Here is a 14,312-nt window from a genome sequence, read left to right on the forward strand (position 1 = left end):
TTTTTAGTTAATTCTCAAGATCTAATTTTAATGGAGTTTCATTTTTAATATTATCACTTACAGGACATCTTTCTTCAACAATTCTTAACCATTTTTTTAAAGTTTCTTTATCTGCAGTTGTATGAGGTTTGATTTTAACATTAATATATTGATAACCTGTTCTTTCTGTAGAAGGTTTTCCTAAAAATTTATCTGGATTTAATCCACCTTCAATGGATATATCCATTCCTTTAAAATCAAAACCCATTTCTTTTGCTACAATATGACCAACAACATTTAAACATCCTGCTAAAGCCCCAAGTAAATATTCCACTGGATTAGCACCGTGATCTTCTCCACCTAAAATTTCCGGCTCATCAATAACCATTTTAAAATTTCTGGCTGTAACAATAGTTTTTGTTCGACTTTCACTTTTTGCGAAAATTTCAAATTTCATCAGTTTCATAAATTTCTCCTTATAAATATTGTAGTAATTTAATTATTACTACATAAACAATATAACAATAATCAATTTATTTGTCAAATAATTAACAAAAAAAACAATTATTTTTTATCGGATATAATTTAAAATTAATTTGAAAGTTTTAGAATATTATAAAAAGAATAATTTAAAAAGAATTCGGAAGTTAATAATGACTATTTAAAACTGAAAGTAAAATCTAATTAAAGAAAAGTAGCAAAATTATATAAAAATATTTAAGATAAGGAATTTAAAATAAATTATTTTAAATAAAAACAGATAGAAATATAGATCGAAAGATTAATGTGGAAAAATACACAGTATCAGAACGCTATTTGTTGATATTAATTTTTTTATCATTTAGATTAAAAATAGCATTTTTATTAAAAAATTCAGAATAAATAACTATTATTTTATATATATAACTTTTCTATCTTTTCCCTCAGGTCTTTTAATTTCTTCAAGAATGCTATCAATATCAAGTTTTTGTAAACTTTCTTTTATATTGTTAATATTAGAAATAACGCATGCAAATTGTTTTCTCATTCTGACAATATTAGGGCCCATAGCTTTATTAATTAAAACTTTAACACCTAAGGGTTTTAACAGTTTTGAAATAACATTTGCTTTTTCTGGGTCACCATCCCTTTTTTCTTCAAAAGGGATATTATTAACAATTTTGTATAGTTTGTAGTTTTTTTCTTTTGTTGAATAATATTTTTTTTCATCAAATTCAAAAATTAAATATTTATCAGCACTTCCAAAGTGTTCTTTAATAAAATTTTCACCATCGTTTGTTGCACATGCTATAATAATCATATTTACTCCATTAAATTTTTTAATATATGGTATCTGAATATTTTTACTATTTTGTAGTTACAAATTTTATTATAATATATTATATTATAATAGAATATATTAAATTTTATTTTTAAACTATAATGATTCAATTTTTTCTTTTATTTTTTCAATATTATTCCATATGTGCTTACATTTTTCATCTTCAATAATAGTCTTTAAATTTATTTGAGAATCTACTATACATTTATCAAAAGGGATCTTTCCAATTATTTCTATTCCTTTATCTTTTGCGAAATTTTCAATTTCAAGTAATTTTTCTTCATTTATATCATATTTATTTATTACAATACCAGTTTCAATTTTAAAATGTTGTGCAGTTTTTAAAGCTCTTTTCATATCATGAATAGCTGACATAGTAGGTTCAGTAACTATTATTGCATAATTTGCACCAGATAAAGCAGAAGTAACAGGGCAACCAATTCCAGGAGGTCCATCAATTATAACTAAGCTTATGTTTTTTTCTCGTGAAAGTCTATCCGCTTGAATTTTAATCATTGTTACAAGATTTCCAGAATTTTCAGCACCAGGATAAAGTTTTGCATGGATCATATCACCCCATTGAGTCTCAGAAATATACCATTCTCCTACTGTTTGCTGTTCCATTTTTATAGCATTAACAGGGCATGCCAGTTCACATAAAGTACATCCATCGCATAAAAATTCATTAATTTCATATTTATTATTTTTAAAATTAATTGCATCAAATCTACATAACTGTTTGCAGAGACCACATGAAGTACAGATACTATAATCTATACGAGCAATAGATTTCCCCTTAAACAGTTCTTTTTTTATAATTTTTGGTTTAAGTAAAATAAACATATCAGCAGCATCAACATCTGCATCAACAATAATTTTTTTATCTATGAGTTTAGACAAAGAACTGGTAATTGTAGTTTTTCCAGTTCCCCCTTTACCTGAAATTATCACAACCTCTTTTTTTATATTTAATGCTTTCATAATATTCCTTTTTATAATAATAATATATTTTATACTATAATATTTATAAAGTATATCAATTAATTGTATATTTTTTTATATAATTATAAATATTATAAAACTCTTTTCTTATTTCAGGTGATAAATCAAGTATTGATTCTCCTTTAGAATAATTTTTTGCTATATTGATATCAAAAGGTATTTTTCCAATAATATTAAGATCATGTTTTTTAGCAAAGTCCTGACCCAGATCTTTTGCTTTATCAAGTTTATTAATTACTAATGCAAAAGGGATATTTAAATCTTTAACTAATGACAATGTCAATTCTAGATCATTTAATCCAAATGGAGTTGGTTCAGTTACAAGTATAATAAAATCAGCTTTTTCTAATGTTGCAACAACAGGACAACTTGTTCCTGGTGGAGCATCTAAAATAAAATATCTATCCTTTTCTTCAACTGAATCAAGAATTTTATTTATTCCAGATATTAAAGGAACTGCAGAGGGTTCACCAAGATCTAAAATCCCTTCTATAAAATTAAATTTATTATAATTTAAATTTCTATTATTACTTTTAATGTTATAAACATTTTCTTTTGGATTTTCTTTTTGAATTTTTTTTGTTACTCCAAAATTAATTATTCCTTTTCTTGATGGTACTTCTTTTATAGCATCTTTTACTGGACAAACATAAGTACATACACCACAACTATGGCATAACTCTTTAAAAAATATTATCTTTTTTATTGATTTAACTATTGATAAAGCACTATAAATACAAGCATCTGCACATTTGCCACAGTAAGTACATATATCAGGATCAATTTGAGGTATAGGCTCTTCATATACTTTAGTTTCTAATATTTCAGGTTTTAGAAAGATGTGTCCATTTGGTTCCTCAACATCCATATCAATATAAAATGAATCAGGAATAGTTTCAGCTAATGCAGTTGCAACAGTTGTTTTACCAGTGCCACCTTTCCCAGAAGCTATAGCAATTTTCATAATAACTCCTTAAAATCCACCATTATTTCTTCCCATTCCTCGACCAGAACCTCTACCCAAACCTCTTCCCATTCCTCGACCAGAACCTCTACCTAAACCTCTTCCCATTCCTCTTCCAGGTCTTTTATCAAAATCTTCTGATCTATTTGAAAAATTGGATCTACCTGCTAAATAAGGATTTTCGGAGTTAGGTCTTATAGCATTTCTAGGGCAAACATCCATACATATACCACATCTAGTACATATAGAATTGTTAATTTCAGGAAATCCATTTGATTTAACCTGAATTGCTCCTTTAACAGGACATTTATTTACACAAATATTACACTTTACACATTTTGATTCATCTATCCATGGCATTTATCTTCTCCTTTTAAGTAGTATGGTTAAAAATATTAAATTTAGAATATACTTATTAAAATTTTTCAGATTAAATTTGAAAAATAAAAATAAAAATTTAATTATAATCTTTTTTGGTTCATTTTAACTAATTCTTTTTATTATTTAAACTAATTTTATTTATCTTATTTTTTTAGTTTACTTTATTCTAACTTATTTTAACTTATTTTATTTATTTTATTTTTATTGTCTTATTTTTTTTAGTTTTAATTTTGTTTAAATTCTATTAGTTCATTATTGAAATAAGAATCCAATATTTCTTTACAAGTTTCTTTATTTGCAGTATAAAGCTTACAATTACCCTCTTTTAAAATTTCATAAGCATTAGGACCAAAACTTCCAGAAATAACAACATCAATTCCTTCATTTAAAATGTAATTAGCAGCTTTTACACCTACTCCATGTGCCATTTGAACCCATGGATTTTTTTTAGCTTCAATAACTTTTTTTGTATCTCCATCAATTAATAATAAGTAATCAGCTCTTGCAAATCTTTGATCAAATTTCGCTTCTAAATTATCACCTTTAGCAGTGATTAAAATTTTCATATATTCCTCCAATTGTTATTGATAATCGTTATCAATAACAATTTAACAATAAATAAAATAAAAATCAACTATTTTTCAATAACAAACAAATTAGAATAAAAACCTATTTAAATTAAAAATTCGATTATTAATTTTAAAATAGAATTTATTGGAAAAAGAAAATTAATATATTGTCTTGGACCTTATGATAGTCTCTTAATTTTGAAGTATCAGAATTTTATTTTTTTAGAAATTCAAATATTTTCTGAAATTTCATTTAACAAGCTTGAGAACTTAGATGTTTTGAGTTTTTTTAATGCTTTATTTTGAATTTGTCTTACTCTTTCTCGTGTTAAAGATAATAATCTTCCAGTTTCTTCAAGAGTATAAGTTTTATTGCTATGAATACCATATCTTAACTCTAATATAAGTTTTTCTCTAGCTGAAAGTGAAGATAGTGCTTTGTTTAAAATAGTACTAATATGTTCTTTATTGAAAAATTCTGCCTCGTCAGGATAATCTCCTGAAGAAGGTAAGAAATCGCCAACTACTGCAGAAGCTTCTGGACTAATTGGTTCGTCTAAAAAATTTGTTTCATTATTAAGTTGCAAAATTTCGATTAAACGTTTTTTAGTTAAATCAAATTTATCACAAAGAAGTTCAAGAGGAGGTTCTTTTCCATTTTCTTTTTTATAATTGTTGATAAAAAGATTAATTTTTAAAAGAAGATTGTTTAGATAAATAGGAATTCTAATAACTCTTGATTTATCAGAAAGTGCCTTCATAATTGATTGTTTAATCCAGTAAATTGCATAGGTTGAGAATTTATTTCCTTTTTTATAATCGAATTTTTCAACAGCTTCAAGTAATCCAATATTACCCTCATTAATAAGGTCGATTAATGAAATTGCTTTATTTTGATATTTTTTAGCGATTGCAACAACAAGTCGGAGATTTGCTGTTATTATCTGATCTCTAATAGATTGCTCAGCATCTTTAAGAGATTGAATTTTATTGGAAATTTCAGGGATATTGTTTTTTATATCTTTATCTTTTATACTTTCTTCTAATCTATTACGTTCTTTTTCATAATCTCTTAACTGTTTAAATAGTTTGATTTCTTCATCAGGTGTAATCAAGTTGTAATTGTTAATTTGTTTGAAATATATTGAAAATACATCAAAATCACCTTTTTTTTGTTCTTCAAATTTAATTTTTTCTTCTTTTTCCTCGCCATCAATATCAAAATCATCATCAAAGAATTCATCTAATAATGATGATTCTTTATTAATAGATTTAAGATCCATTAATCCTCCTTGAATTAACTTTTACTAATATAATACAATGAAAAATGTGAAAATCCTTTTTGAAAATTATAAAAAATTATTTTATTTTTATAAAATTTCCAATTTTAATAATTTTATTGTTTTGAAAAATTGATATGAAGAGAAGTTTTGAATTTTCAATTGATCCCAGAGGTGATTTTAAGGAAATTTTATCATTTAGATTAACATAAATATTATCAAAACCTGATAAAGTTATAAAATAATTGTCTTTACTAATTATTAATGAAAGACCATAACCTCTAATTTCTCCAATAAATTTTATGTTCCCTTCTTCTAAAGGAGAAAATGCTAAATTTGAATTTATGAAATCATATTCTAAAATATTTTCAGTTTTTAAATTTAATTTAAATTTTTCAGAAAGGTTATAAAAATTTAGAGAATTCATTTTTATATATATTTTTTGGCCAGGTTTTATGTAATTAGGATTTTTAATATTATTTAATTTTTTTATTTCATCAATTGTTGTATTAAATTTTTTACATATAGAATAGAGTGTATCCCCTTTTTTTACTGTATACTTTTTATTGGATTTTAAAGAAAAAAGTAATGAAGGTTTATAATCTGGAATAATTAAATTATCGGGGATTTTATTTTTAATTTGTTTAATTTGTGTATTGTCTGATTTATAAATATTTACAGAATTTGAATCAGAATTAGTTGTTTCAATTTTATTGTTATATTCCTCATAACCAGAATTATTATCTTGATTTTTTTCATTATTATATGTTTTCCTGTTACCATAAACATAATAACTCTCTGTTGAACAAGAAAAATAAAATAGAGGTAAGATAATTAATAAAAAAACAACAAATTTTAAATTTTTCCTAATCATTACTTATTAAAAATCGGAAACTTATCTTTTAAAATTTAGAATTATTGGCATTATATAGTTTTGATTATAATTAAAATTCTAATAAACAATTTTTCCAATATTTCATATATTAATGTTTAATTATTAAAATAAAATTTTATGAATGAATTAACAAGTATAATTAAATAATATTAATTTTACTAAAATTTTATACTAAAATTATCATAAGAAAAATTTTCAATAGGTTTTTGAGATTTAATTTTTATTTCTTCAACTTGAGAATATCCATTACCAATTTTGATATATTTTATTAATTCTTTTATTTTTTCTAAATCTCCTTCAGCAACAACTGAAACAGTTCCATCAATTTCATTTTTTACAAATCCAAGAATACCTAGTTTTTTTGCTATTCTTTCAACATACCATCTAAATCCTACTCCTTGAACTATTCCAGATACTTTTAATTCATAATGATGCATACATTGCTCCATAAATTATTTAAAGTTTTTCAGCAGCTAAAGCAGCTAAAGCTGATCTTTCGCTTTTTCCTAAAAGAATAGAACCAACAATTTCTGAAAATTTCAATCTATCTACAACATAAGAAAGTCCATTAGAATTTTCATCCAGATATGGATTATCAATCTGGTTTGGATCTCCTGTTAAAACAATTTTAGTGTTTTCCCCTGCTCTTGAAATTATTGTTTTAACTTCAAGAGGGGTAAGATTTTGAGCTTCATCAATAATTAGAAATTGATTTGGAATACTTCTTCCTCTTATATAGGTTAATGCTTCAATTTCCAATAAGTTTTGGGCAACCAATGATTTAATCATTTCTCTTGGTTTTTTCTTATCTTTAGATTCAATTTTTGAGAAAATTAATTCTAAATTATCAAAAATTGGTTGCATCCAATAAGCTAGTTTTTCATCCTTTGAACCAGGAAGATAACCTATATCTTTACCCATAGGAATTACAGGTCTGGCAACAAGAAGTCTTTCATATTTTTGTTCTTCCAGAACAAGTTTTAAAGCTGCAGCTAGAGCAATCAATGTTTTACCTGTTCCTGCCATTCCAATTAAGTTAACCAATTTTATATTTTCATCTAATAATAAATTAAAACTAAATACCTGTTCAAGATTTAATGGATAAATACCCATGCAATTAATCTTATTTGAAATAAGTTTGATCTTTTTATTTTTAAAATCATATTTCCCTAGAGCTGTATGTTTTTCATTTTTTTCATCAATTAAGAGAAAGCAATGGTTAGGAAAATATTCCCCTTGAATTTCAATCTCTTTATTTTTGTAAAGTTCATCTATTTTGCTTGAATTTACTGTAATGTTAGAATAACCTTTATATATCTTTTCATATTCAGTTTTTTGTTTCTCATAATCAATAGCTTTTAGACCTAAAGCATCAGCTTTAATTCTTGCATTTATATCTTTTGAAACAAAAAATATATCAGCATCTGGTTCAATATCTTTGAAATATAAAGCACATGAAATAATAATATCATCAGGAACTCTTTTATCTAAGACTACAGGAAAATGTTTTGTAATATTAAAAGATACAATTAATTCTCCACCATATTTATTTGAAACTCCTTCATCTAATTTTCCTTTTTTTCTATATTGATCAAGTATTCTTGCAGCTTCTCTTGCATTTTTACCAACTTCAGTTCTATCCTTTTTAAATTTATCAAGCTCTTCTAAAACTTTTATTGGAATAACAACTGTATCTTCTCTAAAAGAATGAATTGAATTTGGGTTATGGAGAAGTACATTGGTATCTAATACAAAAATTTTTTTTTGTTTTTTGTTTTCCTGTTTTTTTGTATTTGACATATTAACTCCTAATGATAAAATTGTTTGATTTTTACATCATAATAATAATAAAAGTAATCAAAAAAAAATCAATAACGATAAAAATATTAAGTAAACTAAATTAAATAAATAAATGAAATGTTTCAAAAAAAATGAATGTATTTAAATAAACTAAACTAAATTAAAGTAAATATATAATCAAATAAGTCCATTCAAATAAAATAAAAGTATTAACATAAATTAAGTTATGAGTATTAATAAAAAAAAGAGGTTGCCCCCAATCTATGAGACAACCTCTTATAATTTAAAATTAAAAACTAAAATTTAATCTTCTTTTTTAATAGCTTCAACTGGACAGGAACTAATAATTTCATCGATATCAGCTGAAGAAAAATCAGCTCCATCAACTACATATGCTTTACCTTCATCATTCAATTCAAAAATATCTGGAGCCATAGAATTACAAACACCACAACCAATACAAAGATCTTGTTCTACCCAAACTTTCATTTCATCCTCCTACTATTAAGTTAATTAATATTTATACCTTTTATTTTTTTTTTCCATAATAAAATTAAGAATTTTTAATTTTATATAAAAATTTTTGTTTTTTTAAAAAATTAAAATTATGATAAAAACAAAAATAATATTTATGGTTCAATTTCAAAATGTGTGGATAAAAAAAATTTTAAGTTTTTTTTAACAAAATATATACATTAAAAAAAAATTAAAAATACTATTAAACCGATTGAATATGTTTTTATTAAGTGAATATAAAAATTTAAAAATATTTGTAAAAAAGATATACCCAATATCTAATAATAAAGTAACAAGGTTTAAATAATATAATAAAAAAATTAATGAAAACAATAATAAAAGCATAATTAAAAAAAGATAAAGTTTTAAAGATAATGATTAGGTTATGTTAAAAATATAACAAATTACAAGTGGCTTAGAATAATTACCCATACATTATGAAAGAGAACCATATTTATTTTCAAAAGATAAATAGTTTTAATCTTTATATTTTTTATAAATATGCTATTTTAAATAAAATATTTCAGGATTTGAAATGGAACCTTTTGATAAAAGATATATTGATAAAATTCAGATGTTGTTTAACGAGCTTAGTAAAGCAATTATTGGACAGAAAGAAGTAATTAAAAAGATTTTTATTGCATTTTTAGCAGATGGTCATGTTTTACTTGAAGGTGTACCAGGGTTAGCTAAAACTCAGATTTTAAAAGCTTTTTCTAAACTTATAAATTGTTCATTTAAAAGGATTCAATTTACACCAGATTTACTTCCTTCAGATATTGTAGGTACAATGATTTATAATCCAAAAACAATGACTTTTAACCCTTCTATGGGTCCAATTTTTAATAATATTATATTAGCTGATGAGATCAATAGAGCTCCATCTAAAGTTCAATCTGCTTTATTACAGGGTATGGCTGAATATGAAGTTAATCTTGGTGGAGTTAATTATAAATTGCCTGAACCATTTTATGTTTTAGCAACTCAGAATCCAATTGAACAGGAAGGTACATATCCTTTACCAGAAGCACAACTGGATAGATTTATGTTTAAAATTTTGATTTCATACCCAGATGAAGAAGAAGAATTTAAAATACTTAATATTATAGATAATTACAATGAATTAGATCTTAAACCAATTTTTACCTTAGATGAATTAAATGAGTTTAAAGAAAAAGTAAAAGAAGTATATATTGATGATAAATTAAAAAAATATATTACAGAAATTGTATTTTCAACTAGATATCCTGATAACTATAATTTATCTCATATTTCCAATTATTTACAGTGGGGAGCTTCACCAAGAGCTACTATTTTTATATATCAATCTTCAAAAGCTACTGCTTTCATTAATGGTAGAAATTATGTATTACCAGAAGATATAAAATTTGTTGTGAATGATGTTTTAAGGCATAGAATAATATTAAGTTATGAAGCTATTGCTGACAATATTACAACTGACTATGTGATTGATGAAATATTGCAAAACAGAATTGTTCCATAAAATTTAATATATAAAGATTATGAAAAAAAAACAAAATATAATTAATAGAGAAAAACTTTTTAAAGATGTATTGATAAATCTTAATACTATTTCAAAGCAGGACTTTATTGGTAATTTTAAGTCGGTATTCAAAGGAGAAGGTATTGAATTCCTTGAAAATCGAGATTATAATTTTGGTGATTCCAATAAAAATATTAACTGGGCTTTAACAGCAAGATATGGCAAATTGTTTACTAAAGTTTTTCATGAGGAAAGAAATAAAGTTAATATTGTACTTCTTGATTATTCTCCTTCTATTTTTTTTGCCACAACAATAAAATCAAAATATGAAATTATGACTGAAATAGCATTAATATTACTTTATTCTTCTATGCAGATTCAGGATCAATTTGCTTTTATTATATTTTCAAATAGAATATTAAAATTTTTTCCTATAAATAAAGGACAAAAACATTTTTTCACTATTTTTAATTATTTAAAAAGGTATAAATTTATGGATGCTGAATATACAAATTATAAAGATACTTTTCAATTTACATATAAATATCTGAAAAAGCAATCAAATATTTTTATCATCTCAGATTTTATAAATTTTGATGCACAGGAAGAATTAAAAATATTAAATTCAAAACATAATGTAATTGGTTTTTCTATTAATGACCCTTTTGAATTAGCTAATCAAAATTTAAAAAGCTATTATATTAATATTGAGTCAAAAAAATCAGTGAAAGTCCCTGAAACAAACTTCTTTTTAGAGGAAATAAGAAAGATCTTTCTAAAGTCAAATTCTGATTTTTTAACAATTCCTACAAATGGAAAATATTTATCAATAATTAAAAAATATTTTAAAAACAAGAATAATAAATATTAAATATATAAAAAAGTTATAAATTAGTATAACTTAAATTATAAAATATGAAAAATTTATTAAAATTTAATAAAAAATTTTACTTTTTTTTATTTCTTGCCATAATTTTGAGTTTATTCCCTTTTTCAGATTATTTCGTTTTATTTGCAAAGAGTAATGAGACAGATGATTTAATAATTGATATTAAAATTAAAGAAAAAAGTTATTTTATTGGAGATGTTATTCATCTGTATCTTTATACTAAAGAACAACCAACAAAAATATATTCAAATGATGAAAATATTTTTATAAAAAATTACAATACATCAAAAAAAAAGAAATTTTATTTATCAATAATTGATATTCAATGTTTTACTCTTGGAACCATAAATTTAAATAATATAAAAATTTTATTTGGATCTAATATTTGTGATTTAGGAAATGCAAATATAAAAATAGTTTCATTTATGGATAAATATAATCTCTCTTTTAAATTTCCAGATAAATTAAAAATAGGAAATGTAGCTTTTTTAAATTTAATTTTTATTTTATCCGGTTTATTTATTATAATAATATTAATAATAATTATAATAAAGCATTCTAAAGAAATAGTTTTTTTATTATCCAATAAGAATAAACATTTAAATGATGTTATCAAATATATAAATAATTTAAAAAAGATAAATAATGTTAAATTAAAAGAGAAATACTATTATTTGTCTGAAGTTTTAAAAAATTATCCTTTAAAATTAGATTATACTTCACAAATCTTATTTGATAAAGTGAAATATGAGCTTAAGAATGATGAATTAGTATCAAACTATGATTTTTATAATTCTAAATTTAATGAAATTGCAGATGATATTATTATTAAATTAAAAGAGTTAGAAAAAGTAAAAAAATGAACTTAATTTTTACAAAACCTTTATTATTTTTGCTCTTTATCCCTCTTATTTATATTTATTATATCTATTTTATCAAAATTGGTAATTATGAGGGAATATTTTTAAGTATACAGGATAAAAAAAGGATTAATTTGTTTAAGATGATTTATAGTAATTTACATTATTTATTTTTATTCTTTTCTATTTCTTTTATGATAATATCCTTAGCCAGACCTCAAAAAATAGAATCAATAATACCAACTCAAAAAAATGGAAGAGCATTTATATTTTGTTTAGATATTTCAAGTTCAATGAAAGCGATAGAAGAAGATGGTAAGTCCAGATTAAGCATAGCTAAAGAAGAAATAATTAATTTTATAAAACAAAGACCTTATGATTTATATGGACTTGTATTATTTGCTAAATATCCATTCACCTATGTTCCTTTAACAATTGACAATAAATTTTTAATGGAAAAATTAAAAGAAGTTGAACCTCTAATTATTGAGGATGGATCATCAGTTGGGCTTGGTCTTGAATCAGCAGTAGCACAACTTAAAAATTTTCAAGGAGCAGGTAAAAGTATAATACTGTTATCAGATGGTGTAGATAGTTCTGATAATTTTTCTCCCATTACTGCAGCCAAAGAAGCAAAAGAAAATGATATAAGAATTTACTCTATTATTCCCGGGAATAATAAAAATGTTTTATTTCCTTTTAGAAATTCTAAAGGTGAACTGGAATTAAGAAAGATTGACCTTCCTATAAATATTGAAATACTAAAGAATATTTCAAAGATAACTGGAGTAAATAATGTTTTTTACGCTAAAGATAAGTTAGATATCAAAGAATCTTTTAATGTTATAAATAGAAATGAACCTGTAACATATAGAGTTAATGTTTATAGACAATATATTGATGTGTATAAAACATATCTTTTCTATTCATTTTTATTTTTTTCTTTGTTCTTAGTTTTATTTCTTTTTAATTTAAAAATTGAGTTCTAATTTAAAAAAAAATTAATGAAAATAATATAATAGATGGATACAAAATGGAAACTGCATACAAAGTGTAAAATAAAGAATTAGATTAAAAAATTTGTGAAATAATAAAATGAAAGTAAATAAAATAGCAATATAAGTATTAATGTGATTATACCAATAATAATTTATTAATAAAAAAAATATAGGATAAACAAGATATTTGTAATAATAAAATGAATCAAAGCTAACTATATATATAAATTAAAAAAAGATAGTATAAATAATTTAAAAAGTGTTATATAAAGATAGATAAAATTTAAATATTAATTTAATAATAAAAACAAAAAATTAAAAAGATCAAAATGAAAAATACATTAACAATATTATTATTTCTTCTAAATTTTTTTATTATATTTTTGGTATTATACAAACATAATATTATTAGAAAAAAAATATTTAAAAATAAAAATATTTTTTTAAAACAAAAGATGAGTAAATTTAACAAAAGATTGATTATCCTGGTTTTAATAAATATTTTATTTTTTTTAAGTTTTAAAGATATAATTATTGGTTATAAAAAAAGTAAGGTTAATGTACAAAACAAATATGGAGTTATTCTTTTAGATAATTCAACTTCAATGCTCGCTAATGATGTAAATCCATCAAGATTTGAAATTAGTAAAATTTACTCACAAATTTTAATAGATAATTTAAAAAACATAAATTATGCTTTAATTTTATTTTCATCTTTTCCAATTTTACAGGTTCCTTTTACAGGTGATCTTAACTATTTAAAATTTATTATTCAAAATTTATATATCCCGGATAATAATTACAAATCATCAAAATTATTAAATTCTTTAAAACAAGCAGTAATTCTTTTAAATCGATTACCTGATTCGGAAAAATTCATTTTTGTTTTTTCTGATATGGAATTTTTTGATCAAATAAATGAACAAACTATTAATAATATTGATTTAAGAAATATAAAGTTGTATTTTTTTGTAACAGGAACTGAAGAAGGAGGAAAAATACCTATTTCAAAAGGATTTTTAAAAGATAATAAAGGGAAAGATGTTATAACTTATGCAACTAAGAATAAAATAGAAATTTTTAAAAAAATTACTCAAACCAATATTTATACTATCAGTGGATTACAAAATGAATATATGGACCAGATTAAAAAAGATATTCTTAAAAGAGAGAAAGAAACTTTTTATATTTATACGCCAAATAACATATTTTATATTTTTCTTTTAATTATATATCTATTTATATTATTTTATTTTGTAGATTATTCAAAAATATTTAAAATAGATATTACAAGTGAGTTTTATTATTATGTTGATAAAAAAAATAAAAAATAAAAATTTTCTTATTTTTGCTT

The 14,312-nt window shown here is 22.7% G+C and carries 16 protein-coding genes; 5 read left to right on the forward strand and 11 right to left on the reverse strand.

What is annotated here, in order from left to right:
- Positions 1-7 precede the first annotated feature (7 nt).
- The 11 genes from ACZ5EC_RS03250 to ACZ5EC_RS03300 form a co-directional block, all read right to left on the reverse strand.
- Complete coding sequence (locus ACZ5EC_RS03250) at positions 8-445, reverse strand: OsmC family protein (RefSeq protein WP_464303532.1); 438 nt, start codon at positions 443-445, stop codon at positions 8-10.
- A gap of 423 nt (positions 446-868) precedes the next feature.
- Positions 869-1,279, reverse strand: coding sequence for a NifB/NifX family molybdenum-iron cluster-binding protein (locus ACZ5EC_RS03255; protein ID WP_464303533.1), 411 nt, complete (start codon positions 1,277-1,279; stop codon positions 869-871).
- Between the two features lie 117 nt (positions 1,280-1,396).
- On the reverse strand, positions 1,397-2,281 hold the full coding sequence (locus ACZ5EC_RS03260) for an ATP-binding protein (RefSeq protein ID WP_464303534.1): 885 nt from the start codon (positions 2,279-2,281) through the stop codon (positions 1,397-1,399).
- A gap of 55 nt (positions 2,282-2,336) precedes the next feature.
- The gene (locus ACZ5EC_RS03265) at positions 2,337-3,266 is read right to left on the reverse strand and encodes a P-loop NTPase (protein ID WP_464303535.1); all 930 of its coding nucleotides are present in this window, start codon (positions 3,264-3,266) and stop codon (positions 2,337-2,339) included.
- A gap of 9 nt (positions 3,267-3,275) precedes the next feature.
- Positions 3,276-3,626 carry a 4Fe-4S binding protein gene (locus tag ACZ5EC_RS03270; protein WP_464303536.1) on the reverse strand — a complete coding sequence of 117 codons (351 nt, stop codon included), beginning with the start codon at positions 3,624-3,626 and terminating at the stop codon, positions 3,276-3,278.
- A 245-nt stretch (positions 3,627-3,871) separates the two neighbouring features.
- Positions 3,872-4,213, reverse strand: coding sequence for a NifB/NifX family molybdenum-iron cluster-binding protein (locus ACZ5EC_RS03275; RefSeq protein WP_464303537.1), 342 nt, complete (start codon positions 4,211-4,213; stop codon positions 3,872-3,874).
- 233 nt (positions 4,214-4,446) lie between these two features.
- Positions 4,447-5,499: a sigma-70 family RNA polymerase sigma factor gene (locus ACZ5EC_RS03280; RefSeq protein ID WP_464303538.1), complete on the reverse strand. Its 1,053-nt coding sequence runs from the start codon at positions 5,497-5,499 to the stop codon at positions 4,447-4,449.
- A 76-nt stretch (positions 5,500-5,575) separates the two neighbouring features.
- Positions 5,576-6,370, reverse strand: coding sequence for a LysM peptidoglycan-binding domain-containing protein (locus tag ACZ5EC_RS03285; protein ID WP_464303539.1), 795 nt, complete (start codon positions 6,368-6,370; stop codon positions 5,576-5,578).
- A 179-nt stretch (positions 6,371-6,549) separates the two neighbouring features.
- A complete protein-coding gene (locus ACZ5EC_RS03290) occupies positions 6,550-6,828 on the reverse strand; it encodes an acylphosphatase (protein ID WP_464303540.1) in 279 nt (92 codons plus the stop codon).
- Positions 6,829-6,847: 19 nt separating this feature from the next.
- Complete coding sequence (locus ACZ5EC_RS03295; RefSeq protein ID WP_464303541.1) at positions 6,848-8,191, reverse strand: PhoH family protein; 1,344 nt, start codon at positions 8,189-8,191, stop codon at positions 6,848-6,850.
- Positions 8,192-8,494: 303 nt separating this feature from the next.
- Positions 8,495-8,680, reverse strand: a complete 186-nt coding sequence (locus ACZ5EC_RS03300) for a ferredoxin (protein WP_464303542.1) — start codon at positions 8,678-8,680, stop codon at positions 8,495-8,497.
- Between the two features lie 562 nt (positions 8,681-9,242).
- Between ACZ5EC_RS03300 and ACZ5EC_RS03305 the strand changes: the two genes are divergently transcribed.
- The 5 genes from ACZ5EC_RS03305 to ACZ5EC_RS03325 all read left to right on the forward strand — a co-directional run bounded on the left by ACZ5EC_RS03305 (position 9,243) and on the right by ACZ5EC_RS03325 (position 14,292).
- The gene (locus tag ACZ5EC_RS03305; protein ID WP_464303543.1) at positions 9,243-10,211 is read left to right on the forward strand and encodes an AAA family ATPase; all 969 of its coding nucleotides are present in this window, start codon (positions 9,243-9,245) and stop codon (positions 10,209-10,211) included.
- Between the two features lie 19 nt (positions 10,212-10,230).
- Positions 10,231-11,082, forward strand: coding sequence for a DUF58 domain-containing protein (locus tag ACZ5EC_RS03310; protein WP_464303544.1), 852 nt, complete (start codon positions 10,231-10,233; stop codon positions 11,080-11,082).
- Positions 11,083-11,126: 44 nt separating this feature from the next.
- The gene (locus ACZ5EC_RS03315) at positions 11,127-11,963 is read left to right on the forward strand and encodes a hypothetical protein (RefSeq protein WP_464303545.1); all 837 of its coding nucleotides are present in this window, start codon (positions 11,127-11,129) and stop codon (positions 11,961-11,963) included.
- On the forward strand, positions 11,960-12,949 hold the full coding sequence (locus ACZ5EC_RS03320; RefSeq protein WP_464303546.1) for a VWA domain-containing protein: 990 nt from the start codon (positions 11,960-11,962) through the stop codon (positions 12,947-12,949). The genes ACZ5EC_RS03315 and ACZ5EC_RS03320 overlap by 4 nt, the downstream gene beginning before the upstream one ends.
- Before the next feature lie 464 nt (positions 12,950-13,413).
- Positions 13,414-14,292 carry a vWA domain-containing protein gene (locus tag ACZ5EC_RS03325; protein ID WP_464303547.1) on the forward strand — a complete coding sequence of 293 codons (879 nt, stop codon included), beginning with the start codon at positions 13,414-13,416 and terminating at the stop codon, positions 14,290-14,292.
- Positions 14,293-14,312: the final 20 nt, after the last annotated feature.

Source organism: Exilispira thermophila, assembly GCF_055389015.1.

What these genes read in the sequence shown, in the direction of transcription:
- ACZ5EC_RS03250 (WP_464303532.1), bottom strand. Translation starts at nt 445, where the DNA reads ATGAAACTGATGAAATTTGAAATTTTCGCAAAAAGTGAAAGTCGAACA.
- ACZ5EC_RS03305 (WP_464303543.1), top strand. Translation starts at nt 9,243, where the DNA reads ATGGAACCTTTTGATAAAAGATATATTGATAAAATTCAGATGTTGTTT.
- ACZ5EC_RS03285 (WP_464303539.1), bottom strand. Translation starts at nt 6,370, where the DNA reads ATGATTAGGAAAAATTTAAAATTTGTTGTTTTTTTATTAATTATCTTA.
- ACZ5EC_RS03315 (WP_464303545.1), top strand. Translation starts at nt 11,127, where the DNA reads ATGAAAAATTTATTAAAATTTAATAAAAAATTTTACTTTTTTTTATTT.
- ACZ5EC_RS03275 (WP_464303537.1), bottom strand. Translation starts at nt 4,213, where the DNA reads ATGAAAATTTTAATCACTGCTAAAGGTGATAATTTAGAAGCGAAATTT.
- ACZ5EC_RS03320 (WP_464303546.1), top strand. Translation starts at nt 11,960, where the DNA reads ATGAACTTAATTTTTACAAAACCTTTATTATTTTTGCTCTTTATCCCT.
- ACZ5EC_RS03325 (WP_464303547.1), top strand. Translation starts at nt 13,414, where the DNA reads ATGAGTAAATTTAACAAAAGATTGATTATCCTGGTTTTAATAAATATT.
- ACZ5EC_RS03290 (WP_464303540.1), bottom strand. Translation starts at nt 6,828, where the DNA reads ATGCATCATTATGAATTAAAAGTATCTGGAATAGTTCAAGGAGTAGGA.
- ACZ5EC_RS03310 (WP_464303544.1), top strand. Translation starts at nt 10,231, where the DNA reads ATGAAAAAAAAACAAAATATAATTAATAGAGAAAAACTTTTTAAAGAT.
- ACZ5EC_RS03280 (WP_464303538.1), bottom strand. Translation starts at nt 5,499, where the DNA reads ATGGATCTTAAATCTATTAATAAAGAATCATCATTATTAGATGAATTC.
- ACZ5EC_RS03260 (WP_464303534.1), bottom strand. Translation starts at nt 2,281, where the DNA reads ATGAAAGCATTAAATATAAAAAAAGAGGTTGTGATAATTTCAGGTAAA.
- ACZ5EC_RS03300 (WP_464303542.1), bottom strand. Translation starts at nt 8,680, where the DNA reads ATGAAAGTTTGGGTAGAACAAGATCTTTGTATTGGTTGTGGTGTTTGT.
- ACZ5EC_RS03255 (WP_464303533.1), bottom strand. Translation starts at nt 1,279, where the DNA reads ATGATTATTATAGCATGTGCAACAAACGATGGTGAAAATTTTATTAAA.
- ACZ5EC_RS03295 (WP_464303541.1), bottom strand. Translation starts at nt 8,191, where the DNA reads ATGTCAAATACAAAAAAACAGGAAAACAAAAAACAAAAAAAAATTTTT.
- ACZ5EC_RS03265 (WP_464303535.1), bottom strand. Translation starts at nt 3,266, where the DNA reads ATGAAAATTGCTATAGCTTCTGGGAAAGGTGGCACTGGTAAAACAACT.
- ACZ5EC_RS03270 (WP_464303536.1), bottom strand. Translation starts at nt 3,626, where the DNA reads ATGCCATGGATAGATGAATCAAAATGTGTAAAGTGTAATATTTGTGTA.